Source organism: Psychromarinibacter sp. S121 (assembly GCF_049801035.1).
Taxonomy (GTDB): Bacteria; Pseudomonadota; Alphaproteobacteria; order Rhodobacterales; family Rhodobacteraceae; genus Psychromarinibacter.
In genome coordinates, this window is the sequence record NZ_JBNAGE010000003.1 from 828,319 (window position 1) to 848,252 (window position 19,934).

Below are 19,934 nucleotides of genomic sequence, written 5' to 3' on the forward strand. Positions count from 1 at the left end.
CAGATGAAACGGCGCGTCCTTTCCGTGGCTTCCGAATGTGTCCCGCTGTTGAAGACCGGCGGGCTGGCGGACGTGGTGGGCGCGCTGCCCAAGGCGCTGACCGCGCACGGATGGGAGATGCGGGTGCTTATGCCCGCCTATCCGGGGCTGGCGGAAAACCTGAAGCGGCCCAAGGTGGTCTGGAAGGACGCGGACCTGTTCGGCGGCCCGGCGCAGGTGCTGGGCGGTAAGGTCGAGGGGATAGAGGTCCTGTTGCTGGACGCGCCGCATCTCTATGCGCGCGATGGCGGGCCCTATTCCGACAGCGCGGGCGACTATCCGGACAATCCCGAACGTTTCGCCGCGCTGTGCTGGGCCGCGGCCGAGATCGCGCGCGACGGCCTGACCGACGGCTGGCGGCCCGAGGTGGTGCACGCCCACGACTGGCAAGGCGGCTTTGTGCCGGTCTACCTGCGGCAGGCGGGGGTCGAGGACGTGCGATCCGTCATCACGGTCCACAACATCGCGTTTCAGGGCCGCGCCGGTGCCGACAAGCTTGCCGCGCTGAAACTCTCGCCTGCGGATTTCAACTCGGAAGGGTTTGAATTCTGGGGCGATATCAGTGCGTTGAAGGCCGGTCTGGTCAACGCGGACGCGATCACCACGGTCAGCCCGACCTACGCGAACGAGCTGATGCGGGGCGAGTTCGGGATGGGGCTGGAAGGCGTCCTGCAGGCCCGCGCCAGCGTGCTGCACGGCATCCTGAACGGGGTCGACACTGAAGTCTGGTCGCCCGAGACCGATCCGGCGATCCACCCCTACGGCGCCCGCACCCTGTCCGAAAAGCGCAAGAACCGCGCCGCGCTGATCAAGGAATTCGGCCTTGGCCCCGTGCCCGGCCCGCTGGCCGTGGTCGTGTCGCGGCTGACGACGCAGAAGGGGCTGGACCTGCTGCCCGATCTGCTGGCCGAGTTCACGTGGCGCGGCGGCGGTCTTGTCGTTCTGGGCTCGGGTGGCCCCGAGATCGAAATGGCGCTGCGGCATCAGGCCGATCTGAACCCTCGCCGCATCGGCATCCGCACCGGCTATGACGAGGCGCTGTCGCATCGTATCTTCGCGGGCGGCGACGCAGTGCTTGTGCCCTCGCGGTTCGAACCCTGCGGCCTGACCCAGATGTACGGCCTGCGCTATGGCACGGTGCCGCTGGTGGCGGCGACGGGCGGGCTGGCCGACACGGTGATCGACGCGAACCCGGCGGCGCTTTCGGCGGGGGTGGCCACGGGCATCGTGTTCCACCCGACCGACGCGCTGGGTCTGGAACAGGCCTTGCGCAGGCTGGTGGCGATGTACGACGACACCCGCACATGGCGGCAGCTTCAACGCAACGGCATGAAGGCAGAGCTTGACTGGACGCGATCTTCGGCAGCTTATGCGGCGCTGTACGAGGGCCTGTTCGAATGAACGTAATGAAAGAGCGTCTGCCCGCGAAACTCGCGGGACATTCCCTGTCGGCCGGGCGGCCCGATCCGCTTGGCGCGACCTTCGATGGCGAGGGTGTGAACTTTGCCGTCTTCTCGGCCCATGCCGAGATGGTCGAACTGTGCCTGTTCACCGCCGACGGCTCGACCGAGCTGGCGCGCATTCCGCTGAAGGAACGCGACGGCGACGTTTGGCATGTCCACGTGGCGGGGCTGGGGCCGGGCACGCGTTACGGCTACCGCGTCCACGGGCCTTACAAGCCGGAAGAGGGGCACCGTTTCAACCCGAACAAACTGCTGCTGGACCCTTATGCCAAGAAGCTGGCGGGCAAGCTGCAGTGGAACGACGCGGTCTATGGCTACATCGTCAACGCGCCCAAGGCCGATCTGACCTTCGACCCACGCGACAGCGCGCCCTTCGTGCCAAAGTCCGAGGTCGCCGATCCCAGCTTTCAGTGGGGCGACGACAAGCCGCCGCGCGTCCGCCGGTCCGAGACCGTGATTTACGAGGCACACGCGCGCGGCCTGACCCAGTCGCATCCCGACGTCGACCCAGAGATCGCGGGCACCTACCGCGCCGTCGCCTCGGAGCCGATGCTGGAACACATGGCGAAACTCGGCATCACCACGGTCGAGCTGCTGCCGATCCACGCCTTCCTTGACGACCGCTTTCTCGTGCAGAAGCGGCTGCGGAACTACTGGGGCTATCAGTCGATCGGCTTTTTCGCGCCGGAACCGCGCTATATGGAGCAGGGCGCGCTGTGGGAATTCCAGACGATGGTGCGCCGGCTGCACGCCGCCGGGTTCGAGGTGATCCTCGACGTCGTCTACAACCATACCGCCGAAGGCGGAGAGCTTGGCCCGACCCTGTGCTTCCGTGGCCTCGACAACGCCAGCTATTACCGCCTGACCGAGGGCGGGCGGTATTACATCAACGACACCGGCACCGGGAACACGCTGAACGTCTCGCATCCGGCTGTCTTGCGGATGGTGATGGACTCGCTGCGTTACTGGGTCGAGGTGATGCATGTCGACGGTTTCCGTTTTGACCTTGCCGCCACGCTGGGCCGCGAGGGCGACACCGGCTTTGACCCGAACGGCGGTTTCCTCGACGCGATCCGGCAGGACCCGGTGCTGAACAAGGTCAAGCTGATCGCCGAACCGTGGGACATCGGCCCGGGCGGCTATCAACTGGGCGCCTTCCCGCATCCGTTCTACGAGTGGAACGACAAGTTCCGCGACGGCGTCCGCCGCTATTGGCGCGGGGACGAGGGGATGACGGGCGAACTGGCAAGCCGCCTGCTGGGCTCTGCCGAGAACTTCGACCATTCCGGGCGCTCGGCGACGTCTTCGGTGAACTTCATCACCGCGCATGATGGCTTCACGCTGCAGGATCTCGTGTCCTACACCATCAAGCGCAACCTCGCGAACGGCGAGGGGGACCGCGACGGCAAGGACGAGAACTACAGCGACAACATGGGGTTGGAGGGGCCGACCTCGAACCCGCGCATCCGTGCCGACCGGGCGCAGCGCAAGCGCAACATGCTGTCGACGATGTTCCTTGCCCAAGGCACGCCGATGCTGCTTGCGGGCGACGAGATCGGCAACAGTCAGGGCGGGAACAACAACGCCTACGCGCAGGACAACCAGACCGGCTGGATCGACTGGGTCAACGCCGACTGGGAACTGTTCGACTTCGTGACCAAGATCTCGGAACTGCGCCGCGCCCACCCGGTGCTGCGCCAGCGCCTGTTCCTGCACTCGCGTCCGCGCCGTCTGGACGGGTTGGCCGACCTGTTCTGGCGTATGCCAGACGGCAAGCGCCCCACGCGCGAGGATTGGCAGGACACCGCGTGGAAGACCCTGTGCGTCGAAATCCGGACCTCGTCCGGCACACCTGATTATGCCGCGTCGGACGACGTGATCTTCGCGGTGTTCAACGCGGGCGACACTCAGGAAGTGACGCTGCCGCCATGCCCGGAAGGGCTGATCTGGGAAGTGGTGCTGGACACCACCGTCCCCGACGCCGGGCCGCACAATCCCCTCGGCAAGAAATTGATGGCACCGGCGCAATCCGTGCTGGCCCTGCAGCGGGTGCCGATGCAGGAGACGTCTTCATGACCATCGTCACGGTCACCACCGAACCGATACCGGGACAGAAGCCGGGCACCTCTGGGCTTCGCAAGAAGACGCAGGTCTTCATGCAGCGGCACTATCTCGAGAATTTCGTGCAGGCGATCTTCGACGCCATCGGCGGCGTGTCCGGCAAGACCTTGGTGGTGGGCGGTGACGGGCGCTATTTCAACGACCGCGCGGTGCAGGTGATCTTGCGCATGGCGGCTGCGAACGGCGCCGCGAAGGTGCTGGTCGGGCAGGGCGGTATCCTGTCGACGCCAGCGGCCAGCCACCTGATCCGGCTGAACAAAACGGACGGCGGCATCATCCTGTCGGCCAGCCACAATCCCGGCGGCCCGGACGAGGATTTCGGGATCAAGTTCAACATGCCCAACGGCGGCCCCGCGCCCGAGTCCGTGACCTCGGCCATGTACGAGGCCGCCAACGGCATGACCGAATACCGTATCCACGAAGGGCACGACGTCGACCTGGACTCCATCGGCGATCACATGGTGGGCGACATGGTGGTTCAGGTGATGGACCCGGTCGCGGACTATGCCGACCTGATGGAGACGCTTTTCGATTTCGACGCAATCCGCGACATGATCGCCGGCGGCTTCCGGGTGCGGATGGATTCCATGTGCGCCGTGACCGGCCCTTATGCTGTTGAAATCCTTGAGAACCGCCTTGGCGCGCCGCGCGGGACGGTGGTGAACCGCCAGCCTCTGCCGGACTTCGGCGGTATGCATCCCGACCCGAACCCGGTCTGGGCCAAGATGCTGATGGACGAGATGTGGGGCTCTGACGCGCCCGACTTCGGCGCCGCCAGCGACGGCGACGGCGACCGTAACATGATCGTCGGCCCCGAGGTCTACGTCTCGCCTTCCGACAGCCTCGCCGTGATCGCGGCCAACGCGCATCTGGCCAAGGGCTATGCGGACGGGCTGAAGGGCGTCGCGCGGTCGATGCCGACCTCGGGCGCGGTGGACCGGGTGGCGGCGGCGAAGGGCCTCGATTGCTACGAAACCCCGACCGGCTGGAAATTCTTCGGCAACCTGATGGACGCGGGCCGCGTGTCGCTGTGCGGCGAGGAGAGCTTTGGCACCGGGTCGGACCACGTGCGCGAGAAGGACGGCCTGTGGGCGGTGCTGATGTGGCTGAACATCCTCGCCAAGCGGGGCGAGGGCGTTGGCGCGGTGATGGCGTCGCATTTCGCCGAGTACGGCCGCAATTACTATTCCCGCCACGATTACGAGGCGCTGGAGAATGCCAAAGCCGAAGCGCTGCTTGATGCCCTGACGGCGCGCTTCCCCGAACTTCCGGGGGTGGAAGTGGAAGGAATGACAATCGCTTCCGCGGACATCTTCAAGTATGAAGATCCGGTTGACGGCTCTGTCTCGGACAATCAGGGCTGGCGGATCGTGTTCGAGGATGGCAGCCGCATCGTGATGCGCCTGTCCGGCACCGGCACCACCGGCGCGACGCTGCGGGTCTATCTTGAACGCTACGTTTCCGGGCCGGACGGTCTGGATGAGGAACCGCAGACCGCGCTTGGCCCGATCATTCGCGCGGCGCGGTCGCTGTCGGACATGGAAGGCCACATCGGCAGGACCGAGCCTGACGTGATCACCTGAATGGTCCCGCGCCCCGGGTCAGGTCCGGGGCGTGCCGTTTCAGGCGTCCAGTTCGATCCAGACCGGCACGTGGTCCGACGGTTTCTCGCGGTCGCGGATTTCCTTGTCGATGCCGCAGCCGGTCATCATATCCGCCGCCTGCGGCGTCAGCAGCAGGTGGTCGATGCGGATGCCGTTGTTCTTCTGCCATGCACCCGCCTGATAATCCCAGAACGAATAGTGCCCCGGCCCCTGAACGCGGGCGCGGAAGGCCTCGGTGAAGCCAAGGTTCAGAATTCGCCGGAAAGCCGCCCGTGTCTCGGGCCGATACAGCGCGTCGTCGGTCCATTGCTCGGGCTTCGCGGCGTCTTCCGACTGTGGAATGACGTTATAGTCCCCCGCCATCAGCGCCGGTTCCTCGGACTCAAGCAGCGCCTCGGCGCGGGCCTTCAGGCGTTCCATCCACGACACTTTATAGTCGTATTTCGGTCCGGGCGCGGGGTTGCCGTTGGGCAGATACAGCCCGCACAAGCGCACCGCGCGCTTTCCCACCACGGTCGCCTCGATCCAGCGGGCCTGTTCGTCCTCGTCATCGCCGGGCAGGCCGCGCGTTACGTCTTCCAGCGGGTATTTCGACAGGATCGCGACACCGTTGAAGCCCTTCTGGCCGTGTGTCTCGACGTTATAGCCCTTGTCCTCGAACATCTCGCGCGGAAAGCCCTCGTCGACCGACTTGATTTCCTGCAGCAGGGCGACGTCGGGCTGCGCTTCGTCCAACCAGTCGGACAGCGCCTGATGACGCGCCTTGATGCCGTTGATGTTGAAGGTCGCGATCTTCATGGGGGCCTCCGCAATTGCCGGGTCAGCTTGACCACAGCCCGCGCCGGATGTCTACGCGCCCATGTCGTCCCGTGTGGTCCGGATCGCGGTGCCGCAGGCCCAGCCCGAGGACCACGCCCACTGGAAGTTGTAGCCGCCCAGCCAGCCGGTCACGTCCACCGCCTCGCCGATGAAGTAAAGGCCCGGCACCGCCTTGGATTCCATCGTGCGCGAGTCCAGCCCGTCGGTCGCGACACCGCCCAGCGTGACCTCTGCGGTGCGGTAACCCTCTGATCCGGCGGGCGTAAGTTCCCAGCCCGCCAGCCCGCCCGCGATTTCGGCAAGCTGCGTGTCAGGCGTGTTCGCCAGCTGACCGGACAGCCCTCGCGCCTCTGCCCACGCCGCCGCCAGCCGGTTCGGCAGCAACTCGGTCAGCGCGGTGCCGATGGCGCGGCGTCCATTCTCGGCGCGGGCCGTTTTCAACGCACCCAGAACGTCACGATCGGGCAGCAGGTTCACGCGGATGCTGTCGGTCTCGTGCCAGTAGGAGGAGATTTGCAGGATCGACGGCCCGGACAGCCCGCGGTGGGTGAACAGCAGCGCCTCGTCGAAACTGGCGCCGTTGCAGGACACGCGGGCGGGCAGGGCGACACCGGCCAACGGCTTGGTCAGCGCCAGCACGTCCGGCCCGAAGGTCAGCGGCACCAAAGCTGGGCGGGTTTCGGTCACGCGCAGGCCGAACTGGTCCGCCAGACGATAGGCAAAGCCCGTCGCGCCCATCTTGGGGATCGACTTGCCGCCCGTGGCCACAACCAGCCGGTTGCAGGTCAGCCGCTCGCCCGACTGCAAAATTACCGCAAAACCGTCCGGCCCCTTCGCAACCTCGGCCACCGGCGCATTCAGCCGCAGATCGGCGCCCGCGGCCTCCATCTCGGCCAGCAGCATCGCGATGATCTCTTTCGCCGAGCCATCGCAAAACAGCTGTCCCAGCGTCTTTTCATGGTAGGCGATGCCGTGCCGGGCGACCAAGTCTATGAAATCCCACTGGGTATAGCGGGCCAGCGCCGACTTGGCGAAATGCGGGTTCTCGGACAGAAAGTTCTCCGGAGCCGCGTAAAGGTTCGTGAAATTGCACCGCCCGCCGCCAGAGATCCGGATCTTTTCGCCCGCCGCTTTCGCATGGTCGAGCACAAGCGTTCCCGGCCCGGCATGGGCCGCCGCCATCAGGCCGGCCGCACCGGCGCCAAGGATGATCGTGGGGTGATGCATGGGGCGGGGTGTAGCTGTCCCCGCACCAAACGCAAGATCACATCGAGAAGGACGTGCCGCAGCCGCAGGAGGATGTCGCGTTCGGGTTCTCGATCACGAAGCGCGCGCCGATCAGTTCCTCGGTGAAGTCGATGACGGCATCGGCAAGGAAGGGCAGCGACACGCTGTCGACCACGACCTTCTCGCCCGAGCCTTCCAGCACCAGATCGTCATCGGCCGCTTCGTCCAGCGAGATGTCGTATTGGAACCCGGAACAGCCGCCGCCCTCGACGGCCACACGCAAGACCTTGCCCTGGCTGGCTGCGCCGATTTCGGACAGGCGTTCGAAGGCGCGGGGGGTAACTTTGGGCGGCAGGATCATTTCCACAGCTCCGACGGTATCATTGTGGGTTGATTGTGAATATATGGGCCTCGGGACTTGCCGACAAGGATCGGCCGAAAAGACAGGCAGAAGGCATGCTGCAGCCATACGCGGCGCGCGACGAGGACTCGCGCGGGCGACTATACCCCGAGGAACCCAGCCGGTTCCGCGACTGTTTCCAGCGCGACCGGGACAGGATCATCCATTCCAGCGCCTTCCGGCGGCTCAAGCACAAGACCCAGGTCTTCATCGAGCACGAGGGCGATTACTTCCGCACGCGTCTGACGCACTCGATCGAGGTGGCGCAGGTGGCGCGCTCGATCGCTGGGGCGCTTGGGCTGAACATCGACCTCGCCGAGGCGGTGGCGTTGGCGCATGACCTTGGCCATCCGCCGTTCGGCCACACCGGTGAGGACGCGCTGGCCGCGCTGATGGAGCCATACGGCGGCTTCGACCACAACGCGCAGGCGATCCGCATCGTCACCTCGCTGGAACGGCACTATGCCGATTTCGACGGGCTCAACCTGACGTGGGAGACGCTGGAAGGCATCGCCAAGCACAACGGCCCCGTCGTGGGCGAGGTGCCTTATGCGCTGGCCCAGTTCAACGCGGTTTATGACCTTGAACTGCACACGCATGCCTCGATCGAAGCGCAGGTGGCGGCGCTGGCAGATGACGTGGCCTACAATAGCCACGACCTGCACGACGGCCTGCGGGCCGAGCTGTTCTCGACCGAGGAACTGTCGGAACTGCCGCTTCTGGACAGCTGTTTCGCGGCGGTCGACAAGAAATACCCCGGCCTGAACCTCTACAAGCGCCGCCACGTTGCGCTGCGGCGGTTCTTCGGCATTCTCGTCGACGACGTGGTGACACAGGCCAAGGGGCGTCTCGCCGAACTGCAACCGCTGACCGCCGACGACATCCGCCTTGCCGGGCGGCCGATGGTCCGGTTCTCGGACGAGATCTGGGAGCAGCTCAAGGTCACCCGCGAATTCCTGTTCCACCGCATGTACCGTGCGCCGGACGTGGTGAAGATGCGCAGGAAGGTGACCAAGGCCGTCGAGGGCCTGTTCCCCTTCTTCATGGCGCATCCCGCCGAACTGCCGAAACAATGGCGCAAAGAGGTGGACGAGGTGCAATCAGAGACCGAGCTGGCGCGGATCGTGTCGGACTATATCTCGGGCATGACCGACCGCTTCGCGCTGCAGGAATGGAAGCGGCTGAAGAAGCTGCGCTAGGGTCTTTCCGGCGGGCGAATGCCGTTTTCGATGCCGCGTTGACGCGGCACGGCAGCATGTTAAACCGCGCCGGTGCAGAAGGAAGCCAAGATGAACCTGTTCTCCGATATCCGTGCGCTGGTGGTGGACAGCCTGACGGCGATGACCGCCGAGGGCGCGCTGCCCGAGGGGCTCGATTTCTCGAACGTGGCGGTAGAGCCGCCGCGCGATGCCTTGCATGGCGACATGGCGACGAATGCCGCGATGGTGCTGGCCAAGCCCGCGCAGGCGAAACCGCGTGACATCGCCGAGGCGCTGGCCGCCAAGCTGGCCGCCGACGACCGGATCGAGACCGCCGAGGTCGCTGGGCCGGGCTTCCTGAACCTGCGTCTGGCGGAAGGCGTCTGGACCGGGCTGGTCGAGGGTGTGCTGGCATCGGGTGAGGCCTATGGCCGGTCCGCGCTGGGGCAGGGGAAGAAGGTCAACGTCGAATACGTCTCGGCCAACCCCACTGGCCCGCTGCACGTGGGCCACACGCGGGGCGCCGTGTTCGGTGACGCTCTGGCGAGCCTGCTGGATTACGCCGGCTATGACGTGACGCGGGAATACTACATCAACGACGGCGGCGCGCAGGTGGACGTGCTGGCCCGGTCCGCCTTCGAGCGGTATCGCGAGGCCTGCGGCCATGCGCCCGAGATCGCCGAGGGTCTGTATCCCGGCGAGTACCTGATCCCGGTCGGCGAGGCGCTGAAAGAGAAGTACGGCGACAGCCTTCTCGACAAGGGCGAACAGTACTGGCTGGAAGAGGTCCGCAACTTCGCTACTGACGCGATGATGGACATGATCCGCGAGGATCTGGCCCAGCTGGGCGTCAGGATGGACAGCTTCTTTTCCGAGAAGTCGCTGTATGGCACCGGCCGGATCGAGGCGGCGATCGCCGATCTCGACGGCAAGGGCCTGATCTATCGCGGCACGCTGGAGCCGCCGAAGGGCAAGGTGCCGGAAGACTGGGAGCCGCGCGAGCAAACGCTGTTCAAGTCGACCGACTACGGCGACGACGTGGACCGCCCGATCAAGAAATCGGACGGCGCCTGGACCTATTTCGCCCCCGATATCGCCTATCACTACGACAAGGTGAGCCGGGGCTACGATCTGCTGATCGACGTGTTCGGCGCCGATCACGGTGGCTACGTCAAGCGGATGAAGGCCGCCGTCGCGGCGCTGTCGGAAAACCGGGTGCCGCTGGACATCAAGCTGACCCAGCTTGTGCGGCTGTTCAAGAATGGCGAGCCGTTCAAGATGTCGAAGCGGGCCGGCAACTTCGTCACCTTGCGTGACGTGGTGGATCAGGTCGGCCCGGACGTGACCCGCTTTGTCATGCTGACGCGGAAGAACGACGCGCCGCTGGACTTCGATTTCGACAAAGTCCTTGAGCAATCCAAGGACAATCCGGTGTTTTATGTCCAATACGCGAACGCTCGGATCCATTCCGTGCTGCGGAAGGCGGCCGAGCAGGGGCTCGAGCTGACCGACACGCCGACGCTGGAGGACGAGGCCGAGATCGCGGTGGCGAAGAAGCTGGCCGAGTGGCCGCGCCTTGTGGAAATCGCCGCGCGGACAAACGAACCGCACCGGATCGCCTTCTATCTTTACGAACTCGCGTCTGACTTCCACTCGCTCTGGAACAAGGGCAACGAGAAGACAGAGTTGCGGTTCCTGCAGGAAGATCAGGCAAAAGCTGAAAAAATTGCGCTGCCGCGAGCCGTTGGCGTTGTTATTTCGTCCGGCCTTGGTATTCTTGGCGTGACCCCGGTCGAGGAAATGCGCTGATAAACAGGCGCGCCACGTCCGATCACGGGTCCTGAAGCAGGCAAGAAAACCCGACGCGCCGCGAAGCGCGACAGGGGCAGTGAGGCAGACATGGCGGATTTGTACCTGGGCGACAGCCCGGAACCCGAAGCCGTATCCGTACCAAGCATTTTCGGCGCGGTGTTCAACTGGACCGGCGCCCTGATGTCGGTCGCGTTGATCGGCGGCTTGGGCGTGTGGGGCTATCAGCTTGCGGTGCGTGACGTCTCGGGGGTTCCCGTGGTGCGCGCGCTGGAGGGCCCGATGCGGGTCGCTCCGGACGATCCCGGCGGGGAACAGGCCGAACATCAAGGACTTGCGGTGAACAACGTGGCCGCCGAGGGCGTGGCCGAAGGCCCGGCCGACCGGCTGGTGCTGGCGCCGCCGCCGCTGAGCCTGTCGAACGAGGACACCCCCGGTCCGGGCGAGGCCGCCGCAGCGCCCGCGCCCGAAGAGGCTGAGCTCGATCTGATGGCCGAAGCGCCCGCCGACGATCCCGAGGACGGCAATCCTGACGATGCCGCAACCGACATGACGGCGATGGTCGATGAACTGACCGACGGCGTCGCGCCGCTGGGCGAGGTCGATGAACCGCTTCGCCCGCTGATCGAGACCATCCCGGCCAGCGTCGCCGGCGTCTCCGTCAGCCCGCTCCCGGTCGCCCGTCCGGCCTCTGTCACCGCGGCAGCCGCCAGCGACGACGCGGGCGAAGATGCCGTGGCCGAGGCCGTTGCCGCCGCCGTGCTGAGGAACGTGACGCCCACCGCCGCCCCGGATTTCGACACGACCGAGCTTGACGGGTCCGAGGTCGAGGTCGGCACCCGTCTTGTGCAGTTCGGCGCCTTCGCCAGCCCGGAAGAGGCGCGCGCCGCGTGGGACAAGATGGACGCCCAGTTCACCGATTTCCTAACCAACAAGCGCCGCGTGATCGAGAAGGCGCTGTCGGGCGGCAAGACCTTCTACCGTCTGCGCGCGATGAACTTCGCCGACATCTCGGACGCGCGCCGTTTCTGCGCCGCCTTCGTGGCCGAGGGACAGGCCTGCATCCCGGTGGTGGCCCGCTGATGACCGCCCGCACGGCGGCCATTCTTGGCTGCGACGGTCCCCGCCTGACGCCCGACGAGCGCCGCTTCTTTGCCGAGGCGCAGCCGTGGGGCTTCATCCTGTTCGCGCGGAACATCCAGACGCCGGATCAGGTGCTGCGGCTGACCTCGGGCCTGCGCGATGCGGTAGGCCGCGACGTGCCGGTCCTGATCGACCAGGAGGGCGGCCGCGTCCAGCGCATGACCCCGCCGCACTGGCGCCAGTGGCTGCCGCCTCTCGACCAGACCGAAAAGGCCGGCGCCAGGGCCGCCCGCGCGATGGAACTGCGCTCTCGCATCATCGCGTCCGAGCTTCTGGCCATCGGCATCGACGTGAACTGCACCCCCTGTCTGGACATCGCGCGCCCCGACACCCACGCCATCCTGCGCAACCGCTGCTATGGCGAGGACCCCGAAACGGTCGCCGCCGTTGGCCGTGCCGCCGCGAAGGGCCTGATGGCTGGCGGTGTGCTGCCGGTGATGAAGCATATGCCGGGCCACGGTCGCGCGCTGGTGGACAGCCATCTGTCGCTGCCGGTCGTGTCCGAGCCGCTCGAGGTGCTGCGCGCTGTCGATTTCGCCCCCTTCGCCGCGCTGGCGGACCTGCCCATGGGGATGTCCGCCCATATCGTGTTCGAGGCGATCGACGACCAGAACCCCGCCACCACCTCTGCCGCCGTGATCTCGCTGATCCGGCAAGAGCTTGGCTTCGACGGCCTGCTTATGTCCGACGACCTGTCGATGGAGGCGCTGTCCGGCGGCCCCGGCGACCGTGCGGCGGCGTCGCGTGCGGCGGGCTGTGACATTGTCCTGCACTGCAACGGCCACATGGACGAGATGCAGCAGGTCGTGGCCGCCGCGGGCCCGCTTGAAGGACAGGCGGCAACCCGCGCCAAGGCGGCGCTGGACGCCCGCACAAAGCCCGATTCCATTGACATTGCCGACGCAGAAGCAGAACTTGAGACGCTTCTGGGCGGCAAGGTGCATGGCTGAGGACGACACCGCATACGACAACGTCACCAGCGTCGAGGCGCGCCGCGCAGCGGAGGCGCTGATCGTTGACGTGGACGGGTTCGAGGGACCGCTCGACCTGCTGCTGACGCTGTCGCGTACCCAGAAGGTCGACCTGCGCAAGGTCTCTGTCCTGCAACTGTCCGAACAGTACCTTGCCTTCATCCGCAAGGCCCGTGATCTGCGGATCGAACTTGCCGCCGATTACCTTGTGATGGCCGCGTGGCTGGCGTTTCTGAAGTCTCGCCTGCTGCTGCCGCCCGACCCCACCGAAGAGGGACCGTCGGGCGAGGAACTGGCCGCGCATCTTGCGTTCCAGCTGGAACGGCTTCAGGCGATGCGCGACTGTGCCGCCCGCCTGATGGGCCGCGACCAGAAGGGCCGCGACTTCTTCGTGCGTGGCGTTCCCGAGAAGCAAGAGCGCGTGCGGCGGATCGAGTACACCGCGACGCTGCTCGACCTGATGCAGGCCTATGCCCGCATCCGGACCAAGGACGAATTCCGCCCCTTCGTGATGGATCGCGACAGGGTGCTGACGATGGAACAGGCGCTGGAGCGGATGCGCCCGCTGATCGGCTTCGCCGGAGACTGGACGGACCTGCTGTCCTATCTCCCCGACGGGTGGGAGACCGACCCGGCGATGCGCCGCTCGGCGACGGCGGCGACCTTCGCGGCCTCGCTCCAGCTGGTGAAAGAGGGACACATGGAGATACGCCAGTCCGAAACCTATGCGCCGATCCAGCTGCGCCGCAGGGAGCGTCCGGATGGCTGAGGACGAGCTGGAAACCGGCCCCGACGTGGCGACCGAGGCGGCGGACGGCCCCGAGGAACAGGAACGCAGCCTGTTCGAGGCGCCGCCCATGGGCGAACAGGAACGCATGGTCGAGGCCATCCTGTTCGCCTCGTCCGAGCCGGTGTCGGTGAACGAATTGAACTCGCGCATGCCGCATGGCTCTGATGCCGCCGAGGCGCTGGTGCATCTGCGCAAGCGATACGAGGGCAGGGGTGTCCACCTTGTCCGTGTCGGTGACGCTTGGGCGCTAAGGACGGCGCCGGATCTCGGGTTCCTGATGCAGAAGGAAACCGTCGAGACCCGCAAACTGTCACGCGCCGCGATCGAGACGCTGGCCATCGTCGCCTATCACCAGCCGGTCACACGGGCCGAGATCGAGGAAATTCGTGGCGTATCCGTGTCCAGAGGTACCGTAGACCAGCTATTAGAGCTGGAGTGGATAAGGTTTGGCCGCCGAAGGATGACTCCGGGCCGACCCGTTACATATGTAGTGACGGAAGAGTTTCTCGATCACTTCGGGCTCGAGAACGCCCGCGATCTGCCGGGGCTCAAGGAACTGCGCGAGGCCGGACTGCTGGAAAGCCGTCCGCCGATGGGGCCGCTGGCGGCAGGCGAAAGCGAGCCGGACGACGACGAGGGCGTGCCCGATACCGATCAGGGCGAAATGTTCGAATAGGAAGGCGACACGGTGAATACCAACCAGATCATCAACATGATCTTCCGGATGTTCCTGCGCAAATCCATCAGCCGGGGCATGAACAAGGGCTTCGACATGCTGGACGCCCGCCAGCAACGCAATGCGCCCGATACGCCGAAGAACCCGGACGCGGCGAAGCGAAACGAAAAGCAGGGCCGCGACGCCTCTCGCCGCGCACGGCAGGGCATGCGCGTGGTGCGGCGGCTCGGGAAGTTCTGACCGCTTTCTGCCGCAGAGGCGGTTCACCTTAGCGGACCATTAGTCTTTCGCGCTTATGCGAAGGGGCAAGGTCTTCTCGCCCAAGGTGGACGCATGCCCGGAAAACTGAACCTCAGGAATATCACCCTTCGCAATCTGGCCCGGATCATCGTGGTGTCGGTTGTCGTGCTTGGCGGCACGATGGCGGCGAACATGATCTGGAACGTGGCCTCGCTGAAGAAGACGCAGGCGGCGTGGGATCAGTATGCCGAAAGCGCGGACCGCAGGCGGCTGTTGCTGGACGCCATATCCGCCAAGCTGGGCTTCGACGGAATGATCCATGATTTCAAGGATCTGGTCCTGCGCGGCGACCCCACTCGCGTGGACAGCGTGCAGCGGCATGCGGATGCGATACTCGCGGAACTGGGCGAACTGGCATTGCTTCTGAACGATGAAAAGGCGCAGCAGGACCTGGCCACGATCGCCGAGACGGTCGAGACCTATGGAACCTTCGCGGCGCTGGCTTTCCAGATGAACGCGATGGGGCAGCAGGCGGCGACCGTCGACGCGGCGGTCGCGGTCGACGATACCGCCGCCCTTGCCGCGCTGTCGTCGCTGATGGACCGGCTTGAACAAGACGGCGCTGCGTCCCGCGCCGGTAGTCTGACGCAACTGCGCGCGGCGCTCGGATATGGCGGAGTGATCCATCATTTCAAGAACTTCGTGCTTCGTGGCGCAGATACCGCCCGGACTGGTGCGGAAGACGCCATCGCCCGCGCCCGCGCGGCGGTTGCGGCCTTTGGCAGTCTAGATCTGTCGGACGAAGAGACCGCCGCGCTTGCCACGGTGGCGGCGACGATCGACGTCTACGCCGGCGCCTTGCCGGTCGTGGCGGAAGGATGGGCGGCGGGCCTGCCGCCGTCAGCGTTGGACGCGTCCCTGCAAATCTCCGACGCTCCCGCCGCCGCTGCGCTGGACGCGCTGGAACGCGGCCTGCTGATCGAAGCTGTCGCGCTGGAGGCCGAAATCGGCACCAAGCTGGCGGACGGCATGCTGTACATCACCATCGGGCTGGTGCTTTCCACGGTGATCGCGCTGGCCATCGTTGTCGTGGCCCATGTCGCCCTGCGGCGCGGCGCGGTTCAACCGGCAGAAGCAGTGGCGGACGGCATCATGCGGCTGACGCAGGGTGACGACACCGTCGACCTTGCCGTGCTGGAAAGCGACAACGAAATCGGCGCCATCGCCCGCGCGTCCGAGGTGTTCCGCCAGAGCATGATGCGCACGAAGGATCTGCTGGCCGAGCAGGAACGCCAGTCCGCCGCGGCGGAAGAGGCGGCGGAACAGCAAAAGGCGCTGCTGGCCGAAGTGCAGGAAAAGGCCACCATCGCGCGGCAGGCGGAAGAACAGCAGCAGGCGGCCCGCGCCGCGCAGGACCGGATGCAGAAGGCGGTTCGCGCGGTGGTCGAGGCGGCGGTCGAAGGCGACTTTCACTGCCGTATCGAAGAAAGCTTCGATGACCCGGAATTGTCGGCGCTGGCCGATGGGGTCAACCGGCTGATGGGCCTGTTCGACGGGGCGGTGACCGACATCGGAACGGTCGCCGGCGCGATGGCCCGGGGCGATCTGTCGGTGACCATGGCGGGCACCTATTCCGGCGCGCTCGCGGGCCTGCAAGAAGGGCTCACCGACGCGCTGACACGCATCTCGGACCTGATCGAGGGCGTGGTCGCCACGTCGCAGCACGTCCAGACCGAGGTGCATTCGATCGACAGTTCTGCCGACGACCTGTCGCGCAGAACGGAAAGCCAGGCCGCGACGCTGGAAGAATCCGCCGCCGCCATCGTCGCGATGACCCAGCAGGTCAGCGGCGTGGCCGCCAACGCGGACGAGGCGCGGAACCTCGTACACGAGGTATCGCAGCTTGCGACCCACGGCGGCGAGGTGGTCGGAGAATCTGTGCGCGCGATGGAACGCATCGTCGGCGCGTCGGCGGAGATCTCGAAAGTGACGTCGCTGATCGAGGAAATCTCGTTCCAGACCAACCTATTGGCGCTGAACGCAGGGGTCGAGGCCGCGCGCGCGGGCGAATCCGGCCGGGGCTTTGCCGTGGTCGCGTCCGAGGTCCGCGCGCTGGCGCAACGGTCCGCTGACGCGGCGCAGGAAATCTCGAAGCTGATCCACACCAGCGAAAGCGAGATCGCCGAAGGGTCGGGCAAGGTGAACCAGGCGGGCGAGAGCATTCAAAGCGTGGTGGACCGCATCGGCAAGGTGTCGGAGATCGTCGTCTCGGTGGCCGACAGCACGCGAGAGCAGGCGGCGAGCCTGGAAGAGATCAACCGCGCGGTCAACGATCTCGACCACGCGACGCAGCAGAACGCCGCCATGTTCGAGGAAACCACCGCCTCGGTCGCGCAGCTTCGCAAGCGTACCGACGATTTGATCTCGCAAGGCACGTCCTTCCGCACCCGCAACGCCTCGCGCGAGCCCGAGGTCTGGGGCACAATGGACGACGCGCCAATGCGGCAAAGCGCCTAGTGCGGCGGGATGCGGCACAGCCCTGCATGCGCGCGACGCCGCGATGGACTGAAGCCGGCGCGCGCCGGGCGGTTGATCGGACGTTCAGGATGCGGGCAAAGGGCTGCGCTCGGGGCGGGGGCCGCGCTTACGCCGATGGGCACGTCGCTTCGCGGTCGGCTTACTGTGTGAAGGCCGCCAGCCGCAACACGCCGCGCTCAGGGCGCCGCGAAATGCTTCGACAGCTTCAGGCCCTGGCCCTGGTAGTTCGAGGCGATGCCCGCGCCGTACAGTTGCGCGGGCCGCTCGGCCATCCGTTCATAGACCAGCCGACCGACGATCTGGCCGTGTTCCAGCACGAAGGGCGCCTCGTGGCAGCGCACTTCCAGCACCCCGCGCGATCCGGCGCCGCCGACTTCGGAATGGCCGAAGCCCGGATCGAAGAACCCGGCATAGTGGACGCGGAACTCGCCCACCATCGCCAGATAGGGCGCCATCTCGGCGGCGTGTTCGGGCGGGATATGCACCGCTTCGCGACTGACGAGGATGTAGAACGCGCCCGGGTCGAGGATGATGCGCCCTTCCGTCGTGCGCACTTCTTCCCAATAGTCGGCGGGCCGGTAGCCGCCGATCCGATCCAGGTCGATCACGCCGGTGTGCGGCTTTGCGCGGTAGCCGACAAGGTCGGTTTCTTCGGGCTGAAGATCGACCGAGAAACCCAGCCCGTTGTCGATGACCGCGGGGCCGTTCACCAGCGTCACGGCGTCGTGCAGGTCGCGCAGCGCCGCGTCGTCCAGCACCGCCTGACCCGCGCGGAACCGCACCTGGTTCAGGCGCATGCCCGGCCGCACGAGGACCGAGAAAGAGCGGGGGCAGATCTCGGCATAAAGCGGGCCGTCATAGCCTTCGGCAATCCGGTCGAATTCGGTGCCGCCGTCGGTGATCGTCCGGGTCAGCAGGTCCAGCCGCCCGGTCGAGCTTTTGGCGTTCGCCACCGCCTGCACGCCGGCGGGCAGCCGAAGCCGTTCCATCAGCGGCACGACATAGACGCAGCCCTTTTCCAGAACGGCGCCGTTGCTCAGGTCGACGCGGTGCATCTCGAACTCGGACACCCGGTCCGCGACCTTCGCGCCGGACCCCGCAAGGAACGAGGCGCGTACGCGGTAAGCCACTGTGCCCAAACGAAGATCAAGCGAAGCGGGCTGGATCTGGGCCGCATCCACGGGCACGTCCGCCGCAATCGCGCCAGAGGCGACCATCGCTTCTATCTGTTGGCTGGGAAGCACGCCGGTGCCGGTCAACGCGTCGCTCATCGTCCCCCCGGATACGACAACGCCCGCGGTGAAACTCCGCGGGCGGGTGTTGTGTTGGTCGGGCTAGCAGGACTTGAACCTACGACCTTCCGTCCCCCAGACGGACGCGCTACCAGACTGCGCCATAGCCCGACGTGGCGCCCTTCATACCGTTTTTGCCGGGAGGGGCAAGAGCCGATTTCGCCGCTCAGCCGGAATGCCCCCCGGCTTGCCCCGCCGTCATGCGCCCGCGCAATTCGGCCAGCCGTTCGTAGACCGGGCGCACCGCGTGACGGTCCACCACAGGCGACCGCCGCAGGCGGGCAAGAACGTCCTCCGACAGGGTCGGTCCCTCGGGCATCGGGGTCATTTCGGGCAGGCTGCGCGGGGCAGGGGCCGGATCTTCCGCCTGTTCGGGCAAAGGTTCTGCCGCCGGCTCTGCTGCCGGTTCCGGCGTCTCGATATCCGCGACGCCGTCATCGGCAGAGATTTCCGGCACGCCGGTCGGCGTTTCGCCCGGGTGCATCTCGCCGTGGGAATAGTCGTAAGGCTGTTCGACCATCGTCTGAGGTGCGGCGTCCTGCGTATCCGCCTCCGGCTCGGCACTTGCCGCCGCGTCGGGCACAGGCGCCGGATCGGTCACCTCAGGCGCGGGCTCTGCAAAAGCCGGCTCCGCCCCATCCGGCGATGCGGCGATTTCCGGCGCCGGAGTGTCGTCTGCGGTCTCCGGCTGCGGCGCATCTTCGGTCGCCGCCTCGTCAGTCGATTGCGCAAACGGGTTATAGCTTTCGTCGACCGGCGCCGGCGCAACCGGTTCTTCCGGCTGGGCCATGGGCGCAGAGGCGACAGGTGCGGGCGCCGCAGGCTCTGGTGCGGGCGTCTCGGTATGGCTTTGCCGGATGATCTGCGGCGGCTCGCGACGCTCCAGTTCCGCGTCAACCACGTCACCGGCTGCCGGGGCGCCGTCCTGCGCGATGCCGACCTCGATCTCAAGATCCGCACCGCCGTCGATCGGTTTCGACAGGGCCGCCACGTGCTTGACGCCCTGTTCCCGCAGAATCTTCTGAACCCCGCGGATGGTCAGGCCGTCATCGTGCAACAGCTTCTTGATGCCACCCAAAAGCGCCATGTCGGCAGGGCGGTAATACCGGCGGCCACCGGCGCGTTTGACCGGCTTCACCTGCGTAAAGCGGCTTTCCCAGAAGCGCAGCACATGCGTAGGCGTGCCGAGCCAGTCGGCCACCTCGCTGATGGTACGGAAGGCGTCGGGGGACTTGTCCATGGAAGTGTCCTGTTAGGGCTTGTTCCCCGCAGCGACCCGGTCCTTCATCAGGTGCGAGGGACGGAAGGTCAGCACGCGGCGGGGCAGGATCGGAACCTCCTCGCCGGTCTTGGGGTTGCGGCCCACGCGGGCCGCCTTGTCGCGCACCGAGAAGGTGCCGAAGGACGAGATCTTCACCGTCTCGCCGCGGACGAGCGCGTCGGACATGTGGTTCAGGACCGACTCGACCAGCTGCGCGGATTCATTGCGGGACAGCCCCACCTCGCGAAACACAGCTTCGCTCAGGTCCATGCGCGTCAATGTCTTACTCATCCAAACTCCCCCTTGGAATTAACCAAGGATAGGGGTGGGAGATTTTCAAAG

The 19,934-nt window shown here is 66.3% G+C and carries 17 protein-coding genes and 1 tRNA gene; 11 read left to right on the top strand and 7 right to left on the bottom strand.

Annotated elements, in window-relative coordinates; all coding sequences use genetic code 11:
• Positions 1-3 precede the first annotated feature (3 nt).
• From glgA to ACP156_RS17780, 3 genes are read left to right on the top strand one after another with little or no spacing between them, the layout of a single operon-like run.
• Positions 4-1,440: a glycogen synthase GlgA gene (gene glgA / locus ACP156_RS17770; protein ID WP_425052694.1), complete on the top strand. Its 1,437-nt coding sequence runs from the start codon at positions 4-6 to the stop codon at positions 1,438-1,440.
• On the top strand, positions 1,437-3,578 hold the full coding sequence (gene glgX / locus ACP156_RS17775; protein WP_425052695.1) for a glycogen debranching protein GlgX: 2,142 nt from the start codon (positions 1,437-1,439) through the stop codon (positions 3,576-3,578). Before glgA ends, glgX begins: the two co-directional genes overlap by 4 nt.
• Positions 3,575-5,206: an alpha-D-glucose phosphate-specific phosphoglucomutase gene (locus ACP156_RS17780; protein WP_425052696.1), complete on the top strand. Its 1,632-nt coding sequence runs from the start codon at positions 3,575-3,577 to the stop codon at positions 5,204-5,206. Before glgX ends, ACP156_RS17780 begins: the two co-directional genes overlap by 4 nt.
• Before the next feature lie 39 nt (positions 5,207-5,245).
• Here ACP156_RS17780 and xth read toward each other — a convergent pair whose 3' ends face one another.
• From xth to ACP156_RS17795, 3 genes are read right to left on the bottom strand one after another with little or no spacing between them, the layout of a single operon-like run.
• On the bottom strand, positions 5,246-6,025 hold the full coding sequence (xth, locus tag ACP156_RS17785) for an exodeoxyribonuclease III (RefSeq protein ID WP_425052697.1): 780 nt from the start codon (positions 6,023-6,025) through the stop codon (positions 5,246-5,248).
• A gap of 51 nt (positions 6,026-6,076) precedes the next feature.
• Positions 6,077-7,273, bottom strand: a complete 1,197-nt coding sequence (locus ACP156_RS17790; RefSeq protein ID WP_425052698.1) for an NAD(P)/FAD-dependent oxidoreductase — start codon at positions 7,271-7,273, stop codon at positions 6,077-6,079.
• Positions 7,274-7,310: 37 nt separating this feature from the next.
• Positions 7,311-7,634 carry a HesB/IscA family protein gene (locus ACP156_RS17795; RefSeq protein WP_425052699.1) on the bottom strand — a complete coding sequence of 108 codons (324 nt, stop codon included), beginning with the start codon at positions 7,632-7,634 and terminating at the stop codon, positions 7,311-7,313.
• Positions 7,635-7,729: 95 nt separating this feature from the next.
• Here ACP156_RS17795 and ACP156_RS17800 point away from each other — a divergent pair, with 95 nt between their 5' ends.
• From ACP156_RS17800 to ACP156_RS17835, 8 genes are all read left to right on the top strand, one after another.
• Positions 7,730-8,872 (top strand): deoxyguanosinetriphosphate triphosphohydrolase, encoded by a 1,143-nt coding sequence (locus ACP156_RS17800; protein WP_425052700.1) that lies wholly within the window; start codon positions 7,730-7,732, stop codon positions 8,870-8,872.
• Positions 8,873-8,962: 90 nt separating this feature from the next.
• Positions 8,963-10,681, top strand: a complete 1,719-nt coding sequence (argS, locus tag ACP156_RS17805) for an arginine--tRNA ligase (RefSeq protein ID WP_425052701.1) — start codon at positions 8,963-8,965, stop codon at positions 10,679-10,681.
• Positions 10,682-10,771: 90 nt separating this feature from the next.
• On the top strand, positions 10,772-11,764 hold the full coding sequence (locus tag ACP156_RS17810; protein WP_425052702.1) for an SPOR domain-containing protein: 993 nt from the start codon (positions 10,772-10,774) through the stop codon (positions 11,762-11,764).
• The gene (gene nagZ, locus ACP156_RS17815; protein WP_425052703.1) at positions 11,764-12,774 is read left to right on the top strand and encodes a beta-N-acetylhexosaminidase; all 1,011 of its coding nucleotides are present in this window, start codon (positions 11,764-11,766) and stop codon (positions 12,772-12,774) included. Before ACP156_RS17810 ends, nagZ begins: the two co-directional genes overlap by 1 nt.
• Complete coding sequence (locus ACP156_RS17820; RefSeq protein WP_425052704.1) at positions 12,767-13,564, top strand: segregation and condensation protein A; 798 nt, start codon at positions 12,767-12,769, stop codon at positions 13,562-13,564. The genes nagZ and ACP156_RS17820 overlap by 8 nt, the downstream gene beginning before the upstream one ends.
• 88 nt (positions 13,565-13,652) lie before the next feature.
• A complete protein-coding gene (scpB, locus tag ACP156_RS17825; RefSeq protein ID WP_425052860.1) occupies positions 13,653-14,261 on the top strand; it encodes an SMC-Scp complex subunit ScpB in 609 nt (202 codons plus the stop codon).
• Between the two features lie 12 nt (positions 14,262-14,273).
• A complete protein-coding gene (locus ACP156_RS17830) occupies positions 14,274-14,501 on the top strand; it encodes a hypothetical protein (RefSeq protein ID WP_425052705.1) in 228 nt (75 codons plus the stop codon).
• A 93-nt stretch (positions 14,502-14,594) separates the two neighbouring features.
• On the top strand, positions 14,595-17,018 hold the full coding sequence (locus ACP156_RS17835) for a methyl-accepting chemotaxis protein (RefSeq protein ID WP_425052706.1): 2,424 nt from the start codon (positions 14,595-14,597) through the stop codon (positions 17,016-17,018).
• Positions 17,019-17,215: 197 nt separating this feature from the next.
• Here ACP156_RS17835 and ACP156_RS17840 read toward each other — a convergent pair whose 3' ends face one another.
• The 4 genes from ACP156_RS17840 to ihfA all read right to left on the bottom strand — a co-directional run bounded on the left by ACP156_RS17840 (position 17,216) and on the right by ihfA (position 19,883).
• The gene (locus ACP156_RS17840) at positions 17,216-18,310 is read right to left on the bottom strand and encodes a 2'-deoxycytidine 5'-triphosphate deaminase (protein WP_425052707.1); all 1,095 of its coding nucleotides are present in this window, start codon (positions 18,308-18,310) and stop codon (positions 17,216-17,218) included.
• Positions 18,311-18,365: 55 nt separating this feature from the next.
• Positions 18,366-18,442 (bottom strand) — tRNA-Pro (locus ACP156_RS17845).
• Between the two features lie 55 nt (positions 18,443-18,497).
• Positions 18,498-19,571, bottom strand: a complete 1,074-nt coding sequence (locus ACP156_RS17850; protein ID WP_425052708.1) for a MerR family transcriptional regulator — start codon at positions 19,569-19,571, stop codon at positions 18,498-18,500.
• 12 nt (positions 19,572-19,583) lie between these two features.
• Positions 19,584-19,883: an integration host factor subunit alpha gene (ihfA, locus tag ACP156_RS17855; RefSeq protein ID WP_425052709.1), complete on the bottom strand. Its 300-nt coding sequence runs from the start codon at positions 19,881-19,883 to the stop codon at positions 19,584-19,586.
• Between the last annotated feature and the right edge of the window lie 51 nt (positions 19,884-19,934).